A 19,631-nucleotide genomic window follows, 5' to 3' on the forward strand; every position below is an offset into this window, starting at 1 on the left:
CGAACCCCGACCCCGCCGACCTGCGGGTTACCGCTTGGCCGTGGCCAGCTCGTCGAAGATGGCGCTGAGGAACTCCGCGCACCAGGACAGCAGCTCCCGGCCGACCACCGGCTTGCCGCCGATCCGCCCGGTGCTGGGCCGGGGCACCAGCAGCAGTCTGGTCGACGCCTTCACCTGGGTGCGCGGGTAGAGCCGCTGCAACCGCAGCTCCTGCGACTCGCGCAGCTCCACCGGTCCGAAGCGGATGTTCTGGCCCTGCAGGGTGATGTCGGCGATGCCGCAGCGCCGCGCGAACAGCCGCAGCCCGGCCACCAGCAGCAGGTTCTCCACCGGCTCCGGCAGCTTGCCGTAGCGGTCGGTGAGCTCGGCGCGGACCGCCGCGATGTCCTCCTCGGAGTTCACCGCCGCGATCGACCGGTACGCCTGGAGCCGCAGCCGCTCGCCGGGCGCGTAGTCGTGCGGCAGGTGGGCGTCCACCGGCAGCTCGATCTTGACGTCCAGCGGCTCCTCCTCCGGGGCGCCGCCGCCGTCAAGGTTCTCCCGGTACTCGGCGACGGCCTCGCCGACCATCCGGATGTACAGGTCGAAGCCGACGCCCGCGATGTGCCCGGACTGCTCGCCGCCGAGCAGGTTGCCCGCGCCGCGGATCTCCAGGTCCTTCATCGCCACGTACATGCCCGCGCCCATCTCGGTGTGCTGGGCGATGGTGGCCAGCCGCTCGTGCGCGGTCTCGGTCAGCGGCTTCTCCGGCGGGTACAGCATGTACGCGTAGCCGCGCTCGCGGCCCCGGCCGACGCGTCCGCGCAGCTGGTGCAGCTGGGACAGGCCGAAGGTGTCGCCGCGCTCGACGATCAGGGTGTTCGCGTTGGCGATGTCGATGCCGGACTCCACGATGGTGGTGGAGACCAGGACGTCGAACTCCTTCTCCCAGAAGTCCACCACCACCTTCTCCAGCGCGGTCTCGCCCATCTGCCCGTGCGCGGTCGCGATCCGGGCCTCCGGCACCAGCTCCTTGAGCCGGGCCGCCGCCTTGTCGATCGACTCGACCCGGTTGTGGATGTAGAAGACCTGGCCCTCGCGCAGCAGCTCGCGCCGGATCGCGGCGGAGATCTGCTTCTCGTCGTACGCGCCGACGAAGGTCAGCACCGGGTGCCGCTCCTCGGGCGGGGTGGTGATGGTGGACATCTCGCGGATGCCGGTGACCGCCATCTCCAGGGTGCGCGGGATCGGGGTCGCGGACATGGTCAGCACGTCGACGTTGGCCCGGAGCTTCTTCAGCTGCTCCTTGTGCTCGACGCCGAAGCGCTGCTCCTCGTCGACGATCACCAGGCCGAGGTCCTTGAACCGGGTCTCCGCGGAGAACAGCCGGTGGGTGCCGATGACGATGTCCACGCTGCCGTCGCGCAGCCCCTCCAGCACCGCCTTCGCCTCGGTGTCGCTCTGGAACCGGGACAGCGCCTTCACCACCACCGGGAAGTTGCTGTACCGCTCGGAGAAGGTGGAGAAGTGCTGCTGCACCAGCAGCGTGGTGGGCACCAGCACGGCCACCTGCTTGCCGTCCTGGACCGCCTTGAAGGCCGCCCGCACCGCGATCTCGGTCTTGCCGTAGCCGACGTCGCCGCAGATCAGCCGGTCCATCGGGACCGACTTCTCCATGTCCTCCTTGACCTCGGCGATGGTGGTCAGCTGGTCCGGGGTCTCCGCGTAGGGGAAGGCGTCCTCCAGCTCGCGCTGCCAGGGCGTGTCGCCGCCGAAGGCGTGCCCGGGGGCGGCCATCCGGGCCGAGTACAGCCGGATCAGGTCCCCGGCGATCTCCTTGACCGCCTTCTTCGCCCGCGACTTGGTCTTGGTCCAGTCCGCGCCGCCGAGCCGGTGCAGCGACGGCGACTCGCCGCCGACGTACTTGGTGACCTGCTCCAGCTGGTCGGTGGGCACGAAGAGACGGTCGCCCGGCTGGCCCTTCTTCGCCGGGGCGTACTCCAGCACCAGGTACTCGCGGGTCGCGCCCTGGACGGTGCGCTGCACCATCTCCACGTAGCGGCCCACGCCGTGCGCCTCGTGCACCACGTAGTCGCCGGACTGGAGCGACAGCGGGTCGACCGCGTTCCGGCGGCGCGAGGGCATCCGCCGCATGTCCTTGGTGGAGGAGCGCTGCCCGGCCAGGTCGGTCTCGGTGAGCACCAGCAGCCGCAGGCCCTCGGCGACCAGGCCGTGCTCGATCGAGCCGCAGGAGACGTGCACCACGTCCGGGACCGGCGGCTCGGTCAGGTCGGGCACCAGCCGGGCGCCGATGCCCTCGCCGGACAGCATCTCGGCGATCCGGGACGCCGGGCCGTGGCCCTCGGTGACCAGCACCACCCGCCAGCCGTCGGCCAGCCTGCCCTTGGCGTCGGCGATCGCCCGGGCGGTGTCGCCCCGGTAGGACTCGGCCGGGTGCATCCCCAGGTGCATCACCTCGGGACCGGTCAGCACCTCGTCGTCGGCCGCGAACGGGCTGACCGACCACCAGGGCAGGCCGATCGTCGCGGCGTGGTCGCGGACGTCCGCGATCGACCAGAGCGAGGCCGCGCCCACGTCCAGCGGCCGGTCGCCGCCGGAGGCCGCGGCCACCCAGGAGGCGTGCAGGAACTCCTCGCTGGTGGCGACCAGGTCGGCGGCCCTGGTGCGGACCCGCTCCGGGTCGCAGACCACCGCGACGCTGCCCTGCGGCAGCACGTCCACCAGCAGTTCCATCTCGTCGACCAGCACCGGGGCCAGCGACTCCATGCCCTCGACCGCGATCCCCTGGGCGATCCGGTCCAGGATGTCCGCGAGCTCCGGGTGCTCGGCGGCGAGCTCCGAGGCCCGGGCCCGGACCTCGTCGGTGAGCAGCAGCTCCCGGCAGGGGGGCGCCCACAGGCCGTGCTGGGCCACCTCAAGCGAGCGCTGGTCGGCGACCTTGAAGTAGCGGATCTCCTCGACCTCGTCGCCCCAGAACTCCACCCGCAGCGGGTGCTCCTCGGTCGGCGGGAAGACGTCCAGGATGCCGCCGCGCACCGCGAACTCGCCGCGCTTCTCGACCAGTTCCACCCGCTGGTAGGCGGCCGCGGCCAGCCGCCGGACGAGATCCTCCAGGTTCACCTCCTGGCGCACCGCCAGGCTCACCGGGACCAGCTCGGCCAGCCCCTTGACCTGCGGCTGGAGCACGCTGCGGATGGGCGCCACGATCACCTGCAGCGGTCCGGTGGCCGGGTCGTCGGCGCGCGGGTGGACGATCCGGCGCAGCACCGCGAGCCTGCGGCCGACCGTGTCGGAGCGCGGCGAGAGCCGCTCGTGCGGCAGCGTCTCCCAGGCCGGGAACTCGGCGACGCTGTCGGGCGGCAGCAGCGAGCCCAGCGCCGCCGCCAGGTCCTCGGCCTCGCGGCCGGTGGCGGTGACCGCCAGCACCGGGCGGCCCCGGTTGCCCTTGGAGGCGTCGGCGAGGGCGCGGGCGAGCGCGGCCACGGCGAAGGGCCGGGCCGCGGGCGGACCGACCAGGTCCAGGTGGCGGCGGTCCCCGGCGAGCGCGGACCGCGCCGCCTCGACGAGGGCCGGGTCGGACGCGACAACGTCTAGCAGGCCGGTCAGGCTCATGGACTTCTCTCAGCCGGGGGCAACGCGAAGCACCCCGTCTGCGTGGCAGCCGGGGTGTTACCAGCGTACGCCCCCGGCCGGGGGCGTCGCCCGATGCTCAGCCCTCGCCGGGCCACGCGCTGTCCACAGCCTGTGGACCGTCCACGACCGGTTCCGCTCCCGGCCGCGGCTGCTCGGCGGGTTGTTCGGCGGCCTGTTCGGCGGCCTGTTCGGGGCCGGTCGTCGCGGTGGCGCCGACCAGCGCGGTCAGCGTCTGCCTGATGTGGTCGAGGTGGGCCTGGAGCGAGGACCGCTGCTCCGCGAAGGCCTCCTCCTCGCGGGCGGTGGCCTCGGCGATCCGTCCGGCCTCCCGGTGCGCGGCGGCGATCAGCCGCTCGGCCCGGTCGGCGGCCTCGGCCTCGACCTCGGCGGCGCGGGCCAGCATCGCCCGGCGGTGCCGCTCGGCCTCGCCGAGGATCCGCTCGACCTCGGCCACCGCCTGCTCCTCGGCGGCGGCGGCCTCGCCCTCCCGGGCCCGCTGCTCCTGGTCGGCGGCCAGCTGCCGCGCCGCCAGCCAGTCCTCCGACTCGCGGACGGTGGCCGCGGCCAGCGCGGTGACCTCCGCCACCTCCGCCTCGGCGGCCTGCCGGACCGACCCGGCCTCGCGTCCGGCCTCGGCCAGCTCGGCCTCGGCCTCGCCCAGGGCCCAGGCCAGCTCGCGCCGGGCGGCCTCGTCCGCGTCGGCGGTCAGCCGGGTGGCGTAGGCGCGGATGTCGGCGGACAGCTTGGCGGCGTCGGCGCGGGAGCGCACCTCGGTCCGCTCGGCGGTCCGCGCGGCCTCCTCGCCGATCGCCGCGGTCTCCTCCTCCGCCAGCTCCAGCAGCCGGGCCGCGCGCTCGCCGAGCCCGGCGTAGGACGGCGGAGCAGCCTCGGCGGCGGCCCGGACGGCCGCTTCCAGCTCCTGCTCCAGCCGCCGCGACAGGTCGCCGAGCTCGGCCAGCCACTGCCAGGCCTGGTCCCGGGCGGCGGTGACCTCGCCGACCGCCCGCTCGACCTGGCGGACCTCGTAGCCGCGCCGGGTGACGGTGAAGCCGTGCGGAGAGACGGCGTCGCTCATGGACCTGGTCCTCTCGTCCCGATCGGCCGACTGGATCGTCCGATGAATGGATCAGTCGTGCAAATGATCAATATCTGATCTATTTTGCACAGATCCATCCTCTCCCCGAGAGGACCGACACCCTCAGCTCAGAACAAGCCGTCCCACAGTTGCTCCAGCACCACCGACCACCAGGTCTCCGGCGTGCCCAGGGCCGCCGGGTCCAGCGCCAGCAGCTGCGTCTGCAGGTCCACCGTCCAGCGCGCCGCCTGCTCCGGGGTGAGCCCGAAGCGGAACCGCCAGAGCCGTCCCAGCAGCGCCAGGCAGCGCAGGAACTCCGGCAGCCCGGTGTTGACGAAGCGCGGCTGCTGGGCCTCGGGCCCGGCGGGCCGACTCGGCGTGCCCAGGTCCACCGCCACGATCGCCGCCGTGCCGTACTGCACGCACAGCTGCCGACCGTAGTCGTTGCCGATCACCAGGTAGGTGCCCGCGTCCGGACCGGCGGCGATGCCGCGCTCGGCGGCGAGCTCCGCCAGCGTCGGCAGCGGCCGCCCCGGCTGGGCCTGCGCCCAGAAGAAGGGACCGAACTCCAGCGGCACCCCGGCCCAGGTCAGCGCCGTCGACACGGCCTCCGGCACGCCCTGCCGGGAGACCGCCTGCGGCTCGTAGCGGAACAGGCCCTGCGGCCCGAAGGCCTGCCCCAGCTCCTCCGCCAGCGCCTGCGGCGGCACCGGCGGGGCCGGTGGCACCGAGCCCGGCGCGGGCAGCGGCACCCGGGACGACCGCCTGGGCGCGGGCCCGGCGGCGTGGGTGTGCAGCTCCGTGTGGTGCTCCAGCAGGTGCTGCACCCCGCGCTGCCGCGCCGCCTGGTCGCGGCCGTACGGGGCGATGCTGCTGACCCGGACGTTCGGCCAGGCCTCCTGCACCATCCGGCCGCAGTAGCCGGCCGGGAGGTCGCAGCTCTCCAGCTCGGTGTGCAGCTCCAGCACCTGCTCCGGAGGAACGTTCAGCCTGCGCACCTCCTGCAGGATCTGCCACTCCGGATGCGGCGTGCCCGGCGCCGAGCGCTGGATGATCTGCTGCTCGGACCCGTCCGGGCCGCGGTAGCGCAGCACCGCCAGGTAGCCGGGGCCGACCGCGGGCACCCCGGGCTGCGCCGGGGGCTGCTGGAACGGCGCGGGCGGCACGGGCGGCGGCGGCACCGGTCCGGAGTTCGGCCGGCTCGGCAGGCTCAGGTCCAGCGCCTGGGCGAACTGCGTCGGGACGTAGCTGTCCGCCTCGGCGTCGGCGCTGGGCGCGGCCGACCCGCCGCCCGCGCGCAGACCCGGCGGGGCGGGCGGCGGCGCCATGCCGGAACCGGACGCGGCCGAGGACACCGGCTTGGCGGACCCGCCGAGCAGGTCCGACGGCGGCGGAGGCGGCGGCGTGCTCGGCCCGGGGCCGGGCACGGACGCCGATGCCGCCGATGCCGCCGAGCGCGGGGGCTGCGCCAGCATCGTCGGCGCGTAGTCCAGCGACGGCTCGGACTGCGGCGCGGGCGGCGCGGGCGGTCCGGGCGGCGCGGGCACGGGCGACGGCTGCGGCGGCACCGGCGGCGGCGTCCAGCCGCGGTCCGGGACGGCCTGCGGGGGCGGCGGGGCCTGCACCGGCGGCTGCTCCCGCCGCGGCTGCGGCGCGGCGTGCGGAGGGAGCGGTGGCGGCGGCGGTGGCGCGGCATGGCCGGACTGCGCCTGTTGCTGCCGCTGCCACTCCTCCCGCTGCCACTGCGCGACCTGGTCGGGCCGCATCGGATTCCGCTCCAGCCGCTCCGCGGTCGACGGCGGGGTGAACTGCTGCGGGGTGCCCCAGGAGTCCAGCACCTCCGGCGGCGCCAGCATGGTCGGCACCTCCCCCGGCGGTCCGTCCGGTACCGGCGGGGCCACCAGCAGCGACGGCTCCTCGACCGGCCCGGCCGACCGGCCCGCGCCGAGGCTCCCGCCGCCCAGGTGCCCGCCCAGGTGCCCGCCCAGCGGCGCCGGGGCCGACTCCGCCGCGATCGCCGCCGCGCCCGCGTCCCGCAGCCACTGCGGCGGGCTCAGCAGGAACGAGGTCGCCTCGGCCTGCTCCGCGTCCGGCGGGGACGGCGTCCGGGTCGGGGTGGCGCCCACCGGACGCCCGTAGGCCTCCTCGTACCGGCGCACCACGTCGTTGATCGGCAGCGCGGGCCACAGGGTGACCGCGCCGCCGTCCCGGGAGATCACCATCCGCACCGCGCCGCCGTCCGAGGACGGGCCGTCGGCGCGGTCCACCGCCCAGGCGACGAAGCCCAGGTCGAACTCGCGCACCCGCACCTCACGGCGCTGGTACGAGGGCACCCCCTCGTTGATCCACTCCTCGGCGCGCTGCTGCGCCTCCGCGTACGTCACCACGCCCGGCTCACCCCTCCACCGGGACGGCGCGGGCGAAGCCGCCGTCCACCATCAGCTGTGCCACGGTCTGAAGTTCCGGCGGGCTGCCGGCCAGCCGCAGCAGGAACGCGTCGAAGTCGTCACCGCAGGGCAGCAGCAGCTGCTCGCAGCGCTGCTGCGGCGTCAGCGCCGGGCCGCCGTCGTCCCGGGCGTCGTCGTACGGGAGGAACCACACCGTGCCGATCGCGGCGCCGCGCACCTTCAGCGCGACCAACCCGCCCTGCGCGTAGGCGACTCCCAGGTAGTCCTTGGTCAGGTGGTCGCGCAGGCACTTGTTGGCGTACACCAGGTCGTCGGTGTCCCGCTCCTGACGCAACGTCAGGAACGGCTGGTCGACCAGCACACCCAACTCGGTGTCCAGGGCCACGCCCAGCGGCGCGCGACCGCCGGCCGCCTTCAGGAAGGTCCGGTACGGGCCCGGCAGGCTGAAGCCGAAGCCCTCCTCGGCGGCGAGCAGCCGCTGCTCGCTGACGCCCGCCGGCTCCTCCGCCGCCACCTCACCGTCCGGTCCCGGCTCCGGCCGCACCAGCGCGTCCAGCGCGAAGTGCACCGGACGCCGCTCCTGCAACGGGCGGGTGCCGCGCTTGCCGTGGTCGGCGGTGGACAGCGCCAGCCCCGCGTGGTGCCGCAGCAGCGCCTTCACCTCGACCGGGACCAGCTCCATCCGGCGGCTGCCGGGCTGCGCCCGGCCCACCGCGTGGTGCCAGGTCCAACCGGCCGGGGTCGCCACCGGCGACTCCACGTCCGCCCACAGCTCGTGCCCCTGGGCGTGCAGCGCCGCGTTGGCCGACACGTAGTCGGTCAGCCGCAGTTCGTCCACGCCGAAGCCCTGAGGCGGGTCGGCGACCTCCGCCGCCGCCCGCGTGTACGGACCGAAGTCCGGGTGCCCCTGGCCGTCCATCCGCACCCCGCCGGGAAACCTGGCGGACCGGACTGGATCGGGGAAGTGCACGACCTGCCCGGCGTAGGCCGCGTTGGGCCGACCTGTCGTCATCGAGTTGCCCCCTGCTGGAACTGGCTGCCGGTCCAAGACTAGGGGCTGCACCGGCGGAGCGGATCTCCGGATTCCCCGGACCTTCCAGCGGTACCCCGACTACCGCCTCATTGTGGGCATTTGGCAGGCTGACCCCTGAGCAGCAGCGGTGAGCCACCCTCACCCACGGGGGCTGCCGCGCGGCAAGTATCCCTGCTCCGCCGTGCGCGAGGACACGGAGGACCGTACAGAGTGGACAGCGAAGAGCACCGACCGGCGACCGCCGCGCCCCTGCTGCGCCAGCGCCGGGACAGCCTGATGCCGATCGTGGCCGCCGCCCTGTCGGTGCGCGGCGGCACCCATACCTGCGTCGGCGAGAAGTCCGGACCGCCGCCGCCGCTGCACCCGTTGGTCGCCGAGTTCCTGGACGCGCTCCCGGCGCAGCAGCGCGAGCGGTTCACCGGCCGCTGCCCGGAGGCGGTCCTGCTGTCGCAGTACTTCGCCGCCGCCGAGGAGGGACGCTCCAAGCGGGCCTCGCGCAAGCCCTTCACCGAGGGCGACGCCCGCAAGTCGCTGCGCGGCGCCCGGATGACCACCGTCCGGATCCGGGAGGAGGGCGACCCGGCGCACGGCACCCACCAGCCGCCCTGCCGCTCCTGTTCCCCGCTGCTCGCCCACTACGGCGTGCAGTCGGTCGCCCTGCACGCGTCGGCCTCCCCCTGAGCACGCCCCAGCCCGAACCGCACCGCCCGCACTACCCAGAACGGAACGCCGTGGACGTCAGATTTCCCGCCGAGGCAGCGTCGGTGCTCACCAAGGCAGGCTGGTTCCCCGGCCGTCGGCAGCTGCCCCGCGCCGAGCAGTGGGCGGACGCCCTGATCAACCACACCTCGCCGGAGGGCCACCGGCACTCGGTATTCCCGGCCGCGGTCGAGGCCTGGGCCGAGTTCGGCGGCCTGGCCGTCGAGCTGGAGGGGGCGGGCCGGGACCAGGCGCGCACCCCGTTCACCATCGACCCGCTGGCCGGTCTGCACCAGCCGCGCACCCTGGCCGACCTGGGCCGGGCGCTGGACCTGCCGCTGGCGCCGCTGGGCGAGGAGCGCGACGGGCAGGCGCTGCTGGCCATCGACGCCCTGGGCCGGGTCTACAGCCTGGACCACAGCGGCGAGTGGTTCCTCGGCCAGACCATGGACCGGGCGCTGACCACGCTGATCACCGGCACCGCGCCGGAGCGGCTGCAGTTCGTCGCCGACGCCCTGTAGCGCGGCCCGGGCCCCGGCTCGGCTCGGGCCTCGGGCCTCGGGCCTCGGGCCTCAGGCCTCGCCGTAGGTGTCCCGCAGCGCCGCCGCCACCACCGCGTGGGCTTCCTCCGGCGGAATGCCCAGGCCGTGCACCAGCTGGGCGTAGCGCGCGGCGGCCTGGGCGGCGGCCTGGCGCGAGGAGTCGCCGGACGCGGCGACGACCGTGCCGTGCCGCCCCCGGGTCTCCACCACCCCGGCGGCCTCCAGCTCCCGGTAGGCCTTGGCCACGGTGTTCACCGCCAGCCCCAGGTCCTCCGCGAGCCGCCGCACCGTGGGCAGCCGCATCCCCACCGGCGCCGCGCCGGTCCGGGCCTGCTCGGCCACCTGCGCCCGGATCTGCTCGAACGGAGGCACGGGGGAATCGGGATCGAGGGCGATCAGCAAGATGCGGTCTCCGGTGCCGGGGCTGGGATGCCGGGGGCTGAGGGTGTCCCCGCCTACGGTAGTACCGCCCAGCCGGAACCGACCGCCGAACCGGAACGGGACCGCCGCACCGGAACGGGACCGCCGCACCGTGGCCGGACCCGCCGCACCAGGCGCGCGGCCGTCCGGCCTAGCCCGCCGCCAGCAGCCTGGCCTCCACCCGGAACCCGCCCGAGTCGGTCGGCCCGGCGGCGAAGGTCCCGCCCAGCGCGGTCACCCGCTCGCGCATCCCCAGCAGCCCGTTCCCGCCGCTCGGCAGCCCGCTGCCGTAGTGCCGCTCCACCTCCACCGGGCAGGTGTTGGACACCGCCAGCGCCACTCCGCCGACCATGTACGCCACCACCACCTCGGCGTCCGCCCCGGGCGCGTGCTTCAGCACGTTCGTCAGCGCCTCCTGCACCACCCGGTAGGCGGTCCGCTCGGTGTCCGAGCTCAGCGCCCGGCGCGCGCCGCCGACCGTCAGCCGCACCCCGAGGCCCGCCGCCCGCGACTCGTCCACCAGCCGCGGGATGTCCGCCAGGCCGGGCGCGTCCGAGGTCGGCACGGCCAGTACCGCCGCCGCCTCCTGGCCGCTGACCGGCGCCGACTCCACCGTCCTGAGCACCCCCAGGATCTGCCGCAGCTCGTCCAGGGCCTGCCGTCCGATGTCGCCCATCAGCTTGGCGCTCTCCGCCGCGCGGTCCGGGTCCCGCCGGACCACCCGCTCCAGCGCGCCCGCGTGCACCACCAGCAGGCTCACCCGGTGCGCCACCACGTCGTGCATCTCCCGGGCGATCCGCGCCCGCTCCTCCACCTGCGCGCGCTGCGCCCGCTCCCGGGCCTGCTCGGCCAGCAGCGCCAGCTCCGTCTCCAGCCCCTCGGCCCGCTCCCGCAGCGCCTCCAGCAGCCGCCGCCGGGCGCCCACGTACAGGCCCAGCATCGTCGGCGCGACCGTGATCCCGACCGCCACCAGCAGCGACATGATCAGCAGCGCGTACTCCGGGACGCCGCTGTGCAGCGCCTGCGGATGCTGCCGACCGATGGTCAGCGCGGAGACCAGGGTGGTCTCCAGGATCGCCACCGCGCACAGCAGCGACATCGCCCGCCGCTCCGCGAACCGCCAGGTCACCCCCTCCAGGCGGTACGCGCCGATGGTGTACAGCCCCACCATCAGCAGCATGTACCCGGCCTGGAGCGGGATCGTCGCCAGCGCGGCCACCACCGGCGTCAGCGGCCAGCGGCGGCGGACCAGCAGGGTCAGGCTCGCCAGCACCCCGAACACCGCCGCCGCGACCGTCCACGGCATCGCCATCCCCTGGTTGCGGACGAAGGTCGCGGCGTTCATGGCGCACTCCGCCGCCGCCATGACGGCCACCGTCACGTCGAACCACATACTGCGCCGCCGGGGCCACATCCCCGCCACGCCCCCCGCGCCCGTACCGGGCGTCGCCATGCTCATGGGTGCCAGCCTACGTAAGTGCGACTCCGGGGTCCGGGGGGCTGTCCCGGTTGCGCATCGGCGAAGCCACAGTGTCCGGGATTCGGCCGCCACCAGTGCGGCGACAGTACGCACACCTATGCTGTTCGCGTCGGACAGCGCGGTCCGCAGAGCCGATGCCCCATCCACCTGCAAGGGAGCACCAGCGTGAGCGACGCACGCGAGGCCATCACCCCGACCTCGGTCCCAGCCTCGGCCCCGCCCGCCAGTACAACCGCCAGCACGCCGCTCGGCCCGGTCGAGCCGGACAACACCGCACTGCGCGCGGACATCCGCCGCCTCGGCGACCTCCTCGGCGAGACCCTGGTCCGCCAGGAGAGCCAGGAGCTGCTCGACCTGGTCGAGCAGGTCCGCGCGCTCACCCGCAGCGACGGCAAGGCCGCCTCGGCCCTGCTGGAGGAGACCGACCTGGAGACCGCGGCCAAGCTGGTCCGGGCCTTCTCCACCTACTTCCACCTGGCCAACGTCACCGAGCAGGTGCACCGCGGCCGGGAGCTCGGAGTCCACCGCGCGAAGGAGGGCTCGCTGATCTCGCGGACCGCCGACAAGCTCGCCGAGGCGGACCCGCAGCAGGTCGCGGACACCCTGGCGCACCTCGCCGTACGCCCGGTCTTCACCGCGCACCCGACCGAGGCCGCCCGCCGCAGCGTGCTCACCAAGCTGCGCCGGATCGCCGAGCTGCTGGACCGCACCGACACCCCGAACCGGCCGAGCGGACGCCGCCAGGCCGACCGCCGGCTGGCCGAGGTGATCGACCTGCTCTGGCAGACCGACGAGCTGCGGATCGCCCGCCCGGAACCCGCCGACGAGGCCCGCAACGCCGTCTACTACCTGGACGAGCTGTACAAGCGCGCGGTCCCGGACGTGCTGGAGGAGCTCAGCGAGGAGCTGGCCCGGATCGGCGTGGAGCTCCCCGAGGGCGTCCGCCCGCTGAGCTTCGGCACCTGGATCGGCGGCGACCGGGACGGCAACCCCAACGTCACCCCGGCGGTCACCCTGGACGTCCTGGTGCTCCAGCACGAGTACGGGATCAAGGACGCGCTGGACGTCATCGACGACCTGCGCGGCGCGCTGTCCTCCTCGGTGCGGCTCTCCGGCGCCAGCGAGGAACTGCTCGAATCGCTCGCCACCGACCTCGGCAACCTGCCCGGGATCAGCCCGCGCTACAAGCGGATGAACGCCGAGGAGCCGTACCGGCTCAAGGCCACCTGCATCCGGCAGAAGCTGATCAACACCCGCGACCGGCTGGCCGCGGGCACCCAGCACGTCGAGGGCCGCGACTACCTCGGCACCGCGCCGCTCCTGGCCGACCTGCAGATCATCCAGGACTCGCTGCGCGCCCACCGGGGCCAGCTGATCGCCGACGGCCGGCTCGCCCGGGCCATCCGCACCGTCGCCGCCTTCGGCCTGGCGCTGGCGACCATGGACGTCCGCGAGCACGCCGACGCCCACCACCACGCGCTCGGCCAGCTGTTCGACCGGCTCGGTGAGGAGGCCTGGCGCTACACCGACATGCCGCGCGAGTACCGGCAGCGGCTGCTCGCCAAGGAGCTCAAGTCCCGCCGCCCGCTGGCGCCCAGCCCGGCGCCGCTGGACGCCGCCGGGGCGAAGACCCTCGGCGTGTTCCAGACCATCCGCGACAGCTTCGAGCGCTTCGGCCCGGAGATCGTCGAGAGCTACATCATCTCCATGTGCCAGGGCGCCGACGACGTCTTCGCCGCCGCGGTGCTGGCCCGCGAGGCCGGACTGATCGACCTGCACGCCGGGATCGCCAAGATCGGCATCGTGCCGCTGCTGGAGACCACCGACGAGCTCAAGGCCGCCGACACCATCCTCGACGAGATGCTGCGCGACCCCTCCTACCGGCTGCTGGTCTCGCTCCGCGGTGACGTGCAGGAGGTGATGCTCGGCTACTCGGACTCCAGCAAGTTCGGCGGCATCACCACCAGCCAGTGGGAGATCCACCGGGCCCAGCGCCGACTGCGCGACGTGGCCCACCGCTACGGCATCCGGCTGCGGCTGTTCCACGGCCGCGGCGGCACCGTCGGCCGCGGCGGCGGCCCCTCGCACGAGGCGATCCTGGCCCAGCCGTACGGCACCCTGGAAGGCGAGATCAAGGTCACCGAGCAGGGCGAGGTGATCTCCGACAAGTACCTGATCCCGGCTCTGGCCAGGGAGAACCTGGAGCTCACGGTCTCCGCCACGCTGGAGGCGAGCGCCCTGCACACCGCCCCCCGGCAGTCGCCGGAGGCGCTGGCCCGCTGGGACGCGACCATGGACACCGTCTCCGACGGCGCCCACACCGCGTACCGGCGGCTGGTCGAGGACCCGGACCTGCCCGCGTACTTCTTCGCGGCCACCCCGGTCGACCAGCTGGCCTCGCTGCACCTGGGCTCCCGCCCGTCCCGCCGCCCGGACAGCGGCGCGGGCCTGGACGGGCTGCGGGCCATCCCGTGGGTCTTCGGCTGGACCCAGTCCCGGCAGATCGTCCCCGGCTGGTACGGCGTCGGCGCCGGTCTGGCCGCCGCCCGCGAGGCCGGGCTCGGCGACATCCTGCAGGAGATGCACCAGGAGTGGCACTTCTTCCGCAACTTCCTGTCGAACGTCGCCATGACGCTCGCCAAGACCGACCTGCGGATCGCCCGGCACTACGTGGACCAGCTGGTGCCGGACCACCTCAAGCACATCTTCGACCTGATCGAGGCCGAGCACGCGCTCACCCTCAAGGAGGTGCTCGCCGTCAGCGGCGAGAACGAGCTGCTGGAGCACACGCCGGTGCTCAAGCAGACCTTCGCGATCCGGGACGCCTACCTCGACCCGATCTCCTACCTCCAGGTGTCGCTGCTGCGTCGGCAGCGCGAGGACGCCGCCGCGGGCCTGGACGACGACCCGCTGCGCGCCCGGGCGCTGCTGCTGACCGTCAACGGCATCGCCGCCGGTCTGCGCAACACCGGCTGACCGGTCCCGCTCGCACGCCGAACGGCCCGCGCCCCCTCCAGCGACTGGAGGGGGCGCGGGCCGTTCCGCGGCACGCGCCGGTCGGCTCGGCTCAGGAGTTGTACGTGGTCTGCGCCCGCTCCAGGCCCTCGGAGAGCAGCGCCTCCACCGCGTCCGCCGCCCGGTCCACGAACCAGTCCAGCTCCTTGCGCTCGGTCGAGGAGAAGTCCCGCAGCACGAAGTCCGCCACGTCCATCCGGCCCGGCGGGCGCCCGATCCCGGCCCGGATCCGGTAGTAGTCGGGACCCAGCGACTTGGTGATCGACTTCAGCCCGTTGTGGCCGTTGTCACCGCCGCCGCGCTTGATCCGCAGCGTCGCGTAGTCGAGGTCCAGCTCGTCGTGGACCACCACCAGCCGGTCCAGCGGCGCCTTGTAGAAGTCCCGCAGGCCGGTCACCGGACCGCCGGACAGGTTCATGAACGAGGTCGGCTTCGCCAGCACCACCCGCTGCCCGGCCAACCGCCCCTCCACCACCTGGTTCCGGCTGCGGTGCGCCTTGAACTTCGCGCCGATCCGCCCGGCCAGCAGGTCAGCCACCATGAACCCGATGTTGTGGCGGTTCCCCGTGTACTCGGGACCGGGATTGCCCAGCCCCACGACCAGCCACGGGCCGCTCTGCTCGTCGCTCACCCTCGTTGTCCTTCCTGCTTCTCGGCAACGCTCGGGACACCCGCGCGCGCCGCTGCCCCGGCCGTCAGCGGACGGTCCGGGGCAGCGGCGGGGAAACTGTGGGGCTCAGGCCTCGGCGGCAGCGTCGCTGCCCTCGTCGCCCTCGGACGGGGCCTCGACCTGGGCGGAGACGACCTGGAGCACGACGGCCTCGGGGTCGACGGCCAGGGTGGCGCCCTTCGGCAGGGTGATGTCCTTCGCCAGGATGGAGTGGCCGGCCTCCAGGCCCTGGATCGAGACGGTGACCGACTCGGGCAGGTGGGTGGCCTCGGCCTCAAGGGGCAGGGTGTTCAGGATGTGCTCAAGCAGGTTGCCGCCGGGGGCCAGCTCGCCCTCGGTGTTGATCTGGATCTCGACGGTGACCTTCTCGCCGCGCTTCACCAGCAGCAGGTCGATGTGCTTGAGCGAGCGCTTGATCGGGTCCCGCTGCACGGCCTTCGGCAGGACGAACTCGTCCTTGCCCTCGATCGCCAGGGTGAACAGCACGTTCGGGGTCTTCAGCGCCAGCATCAGCGCGTGGCCCGGCAGGTTCACGTGGACCGGGTCGGTGCCGTGGCCGTAGACGACGGCGGGGACCAGGCCCTCGCGGCGGGCGCGGCGCGCGGCGCCCTTGCCGAACTCGTTGCGGGGCTGGGCCTCAAGGCGGATCTCAGACACGACGGCACTCCTCGTACCACGGGGCGGGCACCGCACAATGAAAAAGCCACCGGCAGGACCTCACCCGAAAGAATTCAGGGATGAGTCGCTCGGCGGCATCTCGCACAACAACCCGTGGTCTCCACGGTGCAGCGCGTCGATCACGGAGTCACCCGAACAGAATCGGACTCCCTCGCCGGGCGTTCCTGGAGTCTAGCCCAGACCCGGCGAGGGACCCAAAACGATCAGATCCGACGGACCCTCACACGCCCTCGAACAGGCTGGTGACCGAGCCGTCGTCGAAGACCTCGCGGATCGCGCGGGCGATCAGCGGGGCGATCGACAGCGTGGTCACCTTGTCCAGCTGCAACTCGCCCGGGGTCGGCAGGGTGTTGGTGAAGACGAACTCACTGGCCCGGGAGTTCTTCAGACGGTCGGTCGCGGCACCCGACAGCACCCCGTGCGTGGCGGCCACGATGACGTCCGCGGCGCCCTGCTCGAACAGCGCGTCGGCGGCGGCGCAGATGGTGCCACCGGTGTCGATCATGTCGTCCACCAGCACGCAGACGCGGCCCTTGACGTCGCCGACGACCTCGGCGGACATCACCTTGTTGGCGACGTTCGGGTCGCGGCGCTTGTGGATGATCGCCAGCGGCGCGTCGAGCCGGTCCGACCACTGGTCGGCGACCCGGACCCGGCCGGCGTCCGGCGAGACGATGGTCAGCCGGTCCCGGTCCACCCGGCTCGCGACGTAGTCCGCCAGCAGCGGCAGCGCGAACAGGTGGTCCACCGGGCCGTCGAAGAAGCCCTGGATCTGGGCCGTGTGCAGGTCCACCGACATCAGCCGGTCGGCGCCCGCCTGCTTCAGCAGGTCAGCTATCAGCCGGGCCGAGATGGGCTCGCGGCCGAGGTGCTTCTTGTCCTGCCGGGCGTAGCCGTAGAACGGCATGATCACGGTGATGCTCTTGACCGACGCCCGCTTCAGGGCGTCGATCATGATCAGCTGCTCCATGATCCACTGGTTGATCGGAGCCGTGTGGCTCTGCAGCACGAAGGCGTCGGCCCCACGGACCGACTCCTCGTACCGCACGTAGATCTCACCGTTGGCGAAGTCCAGGGCCTTCGTCGGAACCAGGTCCACACCCAGCTGCTCCGCCACCTCCCGGGCCAACTCGGGGTGTGCGCGGCCGGAGAAGAGCATCAAGTTCTTCTCACCGGACGTTTTGATCCCGGTCACTGCACCGTCTCCTCATTGCTGACGCGCGCTCGGCTCGCCGCGGCGCGCGGCGTAGCTGCTGGGGGGTTGACTGGAGCACCTGCCGGTCTCGTGCCGGGCACAGCGCTTGGATGTCCACCAGGTTACGCGCCGGATGCTGCTTCCGTCGCCTCCGGGGCCCCGTCCGAGCCGCTCCGGGCCCGCGCGGCGGCAGCCGCGGAGGCGGCGGCGGAGCCGGGCCGACGACGCTCGACCCAGCCCTCGACGTTGCGCTGCTGCGGCCGGGTGACCCCGAGCGCACCAGCCGGAACGTCCTTGTAGATCACCGATCCGGCGGCGGTGTAGGCGCCGTCCCCGACCGTCACCGGGGCCACGAACATGTTGTCCGAACCGGTGCGGCAGTGGCTGCCGATGGTCGTGTGGTGCTTGTTGACGCCGTCGTAGTTGACGAAGACGGAGGCGGCGCCGATGTTGCTGCCCTCGCCGATGGTGGCGTCGCCCACATAGCTGAGGTGCGGCACCTTGCTGCCCGCGCCCACGGTCGCGTTCTTCATCTCGACGTAGGTACCGGCCTTGGCTCCGGCCCCGAGCACGGTGCCGGGGCGGAGGTAGGCGTACGGGCCGACCTGCGCGCCCTCGCCGATCCTCGCCCGCTCCGTTGTGGCATTGCTCACACGGGCCCCGGCGCCCACGACCGTGTCCTTCAGCGTGCAGTTGGGGCCGACCTCGGCGCCCTCGGCCACATGCGTCTCGCCCTGGAGCTGGGTGTTCGGGTGGATCACCGCGTCCGGCTCGTAGCTGACCTGGACGTCCAGCCAGGTGGTGGCCGGGTCGACCACGGTCACCCCGGCCCGCATCGCGGTCTCCAGCAGCCGGTCGTTCATGATCCGGCGGGTCTCCGCGAGCTGGACCCGGTCGTTGATCCCGAGCACGTCCCGGAAGTCGTCGGCGACCAGCGCGCCGACCCGGTGGCCCGCCTCCCGCAGGATGCCGAGGACGTCGGTCAGGTACTCCTCGCCCTGGCTGTTGTCGGTGCGCACCTCGCCCAGGCCCTGGGCCAGCAGCTTGCCGTCGAAGGCGTACACCCCGGAGTTGATCTCCCGGATCGCCCGCTCGGCCTCGGTGGCGTCCTTGTGCTCGACGATCGCCCGGACCTCGCCCGCGGCGCCGCGCAGGATCCGGCCGTACCCGGCGGCGTCCGGCACCTCGGCGGTGAGCACGGTCACCGCGTTGCCGTCGGCGGCGTGCGCCCCGGTCAGCCGGCGCAGCGTCTCGGCGGTGAGCAGCGGGACGTCGCCGTAGCTGACCACCACGGTGCCGTCCAGCACCGCGCCGTCGGCGGCCAGCGCCTCCAGCGCGACCCGGGCGGCGTGCCCGGTGCCCTTCTGCTCCTCCTGGACCACGGCGCGCACGCTCGGGTCGATCTCGGCGAGGTGGGCGGTGACCTGGTCGCGCTTGTGCCCGACCACGACCACCAGGTGCTCGGGCGTCAGTTCGGCGGCGGCGGCGACGGCATGGCCGACCAGGCTGCGCCCGCAGAGCGGATGCAGGATCTTCGGCAGCGCCGCCGACTTCATCCGGGTGCCCTCGCCGGCGGCGAGAACGATGACAGCGGCCGGGGGGGTCGGGCTCACGAGTGGTGGCTCCTCGGCATCACGGGGGAGGGCAGACGGGAATGCCGGGCCACCGCTACCGCTGGGGTATCGCACACGCGTGCCCGAACGGTTCGAGGATAACGGGGTGCGGTCCAGGCTTCTTCCACCGCGCTCGGCCAAGCCGCTTGAAGTGCCGGTACGGACAGTGCTCCGCTGCTAGGACTCGAACCTAGACCGAACATCTCCAAAGGATGCCGTGCTGCCAATTACACTACAGCGGAATATTTGTCAAGCGGCATTGTCCTCCCCGCCGACGCACCTAGCCTACGGGTTTCGACGCCTTGTCTCCACTACCAATCCGGTCCACCAACCATCGATGCGCCGATAGAGGTCGGCACTCCGCAGGACGCTGACGACCAGGCATCCCCGGTAGTCCTCACCGACGTTCTTTCGTGTCGTCTTGGGACTGTGCCGCTTCAGCGTGGGGCGCTGGAGTTCGGCAACGTCCACCCCGACCAGCTCGGCCCAGAAGCGCTGCGCCTCGTCGACCTCGGCGGACTCATGGATATGCACCCGGAACCGGAGCCGCGAACGATCCACGCCGAGCAACCGCAACCAGGCCAGGTAGACCACGATCAGGTCAGGATCGCTGTTGATGAGCGCCACCGACTCACGGCGCGCGTGCTTCTTGTCCTTGGTGCCCTCGGCCCAGTACAGCGCCACGCCCATGACGAACAGGTCCCGGTCGCCGAGTTCCCCGATGGCCCCCGCCGCGGCGGCCTTCGTCGCCTGCCGCTCCGCCTCCCGCAGCCGCCGAAGCGGCTCCCAGCGCTCCTCGGAAGCCCTCTTGGCAAGCTCCGCGCGAGTGAACCTGGGCGGTGGCTTCGGGAGGTCTCGGACCCAGAGGGAGACCGAGCTGCGGGAGACCCCGAGCTGCTCCTCGATCTCGTCGTACGTCCTCCCTTCGAGGCGCAGCTCGCGCGCCCGCGCGCGCAGCTCGTCCTTGGCGCGGGGGCGCCCGGTCCACTCCGGCGGCGGTTCGCCCGCGAGCAGGCGGTTGAGGCGGTCGTTGTTCCAGATCCGGAGCTCGTCCCGAATCTGGCGGCGGCTCATGCCGCCCCGGCGCAGGGCGATCGCGCGCTCCCGCAGCCCGGCTTCGGCGTCCGTCGGCGGGCAGGTGATGGTGTCCATACGGACCACCCTGACCGT

14 protein-coding genes and 1 tRNA gene are annotated in these 19,631 nt (G+C 73.4%); 3 read left to right on the forward strand and 12 right to left on the reverse strand.

Annotation, left to right across the window (positions count from 1 at the left end):
* Nucleotides 1–27: 27 nt before the first annotated feature.
* From mfd to GXP74_RS35645, 4 genes are all read right to left on the reverse strand, one after another.
* Nucleotides 28–3,612: a transcription-repair coupling factor gene (gene mfd / locus GXP74_RS35630; protein WP_182455353.1), complete on the reverse strand. Its 3,585-nt coding sequence runs from the start codon at nt 3,610–3,612 to the stop codon at nt 28–30.
* 97 nt (nt 3,613–3,709) lie between these two features.
* Entirely contained in the window at nt 3,710–4,708 is a 999-nt protein-coding gene (locus tag GXP74_RS35635; protein WP_182455354.1) for a hypothetical protein, read from the reverse strand.
* A 128-nt stretch (nt 4,709–4,836) separates the two neighbouring features.
* Nucleotides 4,837–7,095: an SUKH-4 family immunity protein gene (locus GXP74_RS35640; protein WP_182455355.1), complete on the reverse strand. Its 2,259-nt coding sequence runs from the start codon at nt 7,093–7,095 to the stop codon at nt 4,837–4,839.
* A 7-nt stretch (nt 7,096–7,102) separates the two neighbouring features.
* Nucleotides 7,103–8,128, reverse strand: coding sequence for an SMI1/KNR4 family protein (locus GXP74_RS35645; protein WP_182455356.1), 1,026 nt, complete (start codon nt 8,126–8,128; stop codon nt 7,103–7,105).
* A gap of 297 nt (nt 8,129–8,425) precedes the next feature.
* Between GXP74_RS35645 and GXP74_RS35650 the strand changes: the two genes are divergently transcribed.
* Together GXP74_RS35650 and GXP74_RS35655 are read left to right on the forward strand one after the other, a co-directional pair.
* On the forward strand, nt 8,426–8,830 hold the full coding sequence (locus GXP74_RS35650) for a YwqJ-related putative deaminase (RefSeq protein ID WP_370468579.1): 405 nt from the start codon (nt 8,426–8,428) through the stop codon (nt 8,828–8,830).
* 50 nt (nt 8,831–8,880) lie between these two features.
* Complete coding sequence (locus tag GXP74_RS35655; protein WP_182455357.1) at nt 8,881–9,369, forward strand: SUKH-3 domain-containing protein; 489 nt, start codon at nt 8,881–8,883, stop codon at nt 9,367–9,369.
* 51 nt (nt 9,370–9,420) lie between these two features.
* On the opposite strand, the gene GXP74_RS35660 is transcribed toward GXP74_RS35655, so the two are convergent.
* A complete protein-coding gene (locus tag GXP74_RS35660) occupies nt 9,421–9,762 on the reverse strand; it encodes a GntR family transcriptional regulator (RefSeq protein WP_225448418.1) in 342 nt (113 codons plus the stop codon).
* Between the two features lie 199 nt (nt 9,763–9,961).
* Nucleotides 9,962–11,269 carry a sensor histidine kinase gene (locus GXP74_RS41965; RefSeq protein ID WP_182455359.1) on the reverse strand — a complete coding sequence of 436 codons (1,308 nt, stop codon included), beginning with the start codon at nt 11,267–11,269 and terminating at the stop codon, nt 9,962–9,964.
* Between the two features lie 297 nt (nt 11,270–11,566).
* On the opposite strand from GXP74_RS41965, the gene ppc reads away from it, so the two are divergent.
* On the forward strand, nt 11,567–14,266 hold the full coding sequence (gene ppc / locus GXP74_RS35670; protein ID WP_225448738.1) for a phosphoenolpyruvate carboxylase: 2,700 nt from the start codon (nt 11,567–11,569) through the stop codon (nt 14,264–14,266).
* A 91-nt stretch (nt 14,267–14,357) separates the two neighbouring features.
* On the opposite strand, the gene pth is transcribed toward ppc, so the two are convergent.
* The 6 genes from pth to GXP74_RS35700 form a co-directional block, all read right to left on the reverse strand.
* Entirely contained in the window at nt 14,358–14,936 is a 579-nt protein-coding gene (pth, locus tag GXP74_RS35675; RefSeq protein ID WP_182455360.1) for an aminoacyl-tRNA hydrolase, read from the reverse strand.
* A 105-nt stretch (nt 14,937–15,041) separates the two neighbouring features.
* Nucleotides 15,042–15,632, reverse strand: coding sequence for a 50S ribosomal protein L25/general stress protein Ctc (locus GXP74_RS35680; protein WP_182455361.1), 591 nt, complete (start codon nt 15,630–15,632; stop codon nt 15,042–15,044).
* Nucleotides 15,633–15,873: 241 nt separating this feature from the next.
* Nucleotides 15,874–16,848, reverse strand: a complete 975-nt coding sequence (locus GXP74_RS35685) for a ribose-phosphate diphosphokinase (protein WP_182455362.1) — start codon at nt 16,846–16,848, stop codon at nt 15,874–15,876.
* 122 nt (nt 16,849–16,970) lie between these two features.
* The gene (gene glmU, locus GXP74_RS35690; RefSeq protein ID WP_182455363.1) at nt 16,971–18,461 is read right to left on the reverse strand and encodes a bifunctional UDP-N-acetylglucosamine diphosphorylase/glucosamine-1-phosphate N-acetyltransferase GlmU; all 1,491 of its coding nucleotides are present in this window, start codon (nt 18,459–18,461) and stop codon (nt 16,971–16,973) included.
* A gap of 169 nt (nt 18,462–18,630) precedes the next feature.
* A tRNA-Gln gene (locus tag GXP74_RS35695) sits at nt 18,631–18,703 on the reverse strand.
* 43 nt (nt 18,704–18,746) lie between these two features.
* The gene (locus GXP74_RS35700) at nt 18,747–19,613 is read right to left on the reverse strand and encodes a hypothetical protein (protein WP_182455364.1); all 867 of its coding nucleotides are present in this window, start codon (nt 19,611–19,613) and stop codon (nt 18,747–18,749) included.
* Nucleotides 19,614–19,631: the final 18 nt, after the last annotated feature.

Origin of the sequence: Streptacidiphilus sp. P02-A3a (genome assembly GCF_014084105.1) — a bacterium.
In the GTDB taxonomy this organism is placed as follows: Bacteria; Actinomycetota; Actinomycetes; order Streptomycetales; family Streptomycetaceae; genus Streptacidiphilus.

What these genes read in the sequence shown, in the direction of transcription:
- GXP74_RS41965 (WP_182455359.1), bottom strand. Translation starts at nt 11,269, where the DNA reads ATGAGCATGGCGACGCCCGGTACGGGCGCGGGGGGCGTGGCGGGGATG.
- GXP74_RS35635 (WP_182455354.1), bottom strand. Translation starts at nt 4,708, where the DNA reads ATGAGCGACGCCGTCTCTCCGCACGGCTTCACCGTCACCCGGCGCGGC.
- GXP74_RS35645 (WP_182455356.1), bottom strand. Translation starts at nt 8,128, where the DNA reads ATGACGACAGGTCGGCCCAACGCGGCCTACGCCGGGCAGGTCGTGCAC.
- GXP74_RS35650 (WP_370468579.1), top strand. Translation starts at nt 8,426, where the DNA reads ATGCCGATCGTGGCCGCCGCCCTGTCGGTGCGCGGCGGCACCCATACC.
- GXP74_RS35700 (WP_182455364.1), bottom strand. Translation starts at nt 19,613, where the DNA reads ATGGACACCATCACCTGCCCGCCGACGGACGCCGAAGCCGGGCTGCGG.
- mfd (WP_182455353.1), bottom strand. Translation starts at nt 3,612, where the DNA reads ATGAGCCTGACCGGCCTGCTAGACGTTGTCGCGTCCGACCCGGCCCTC.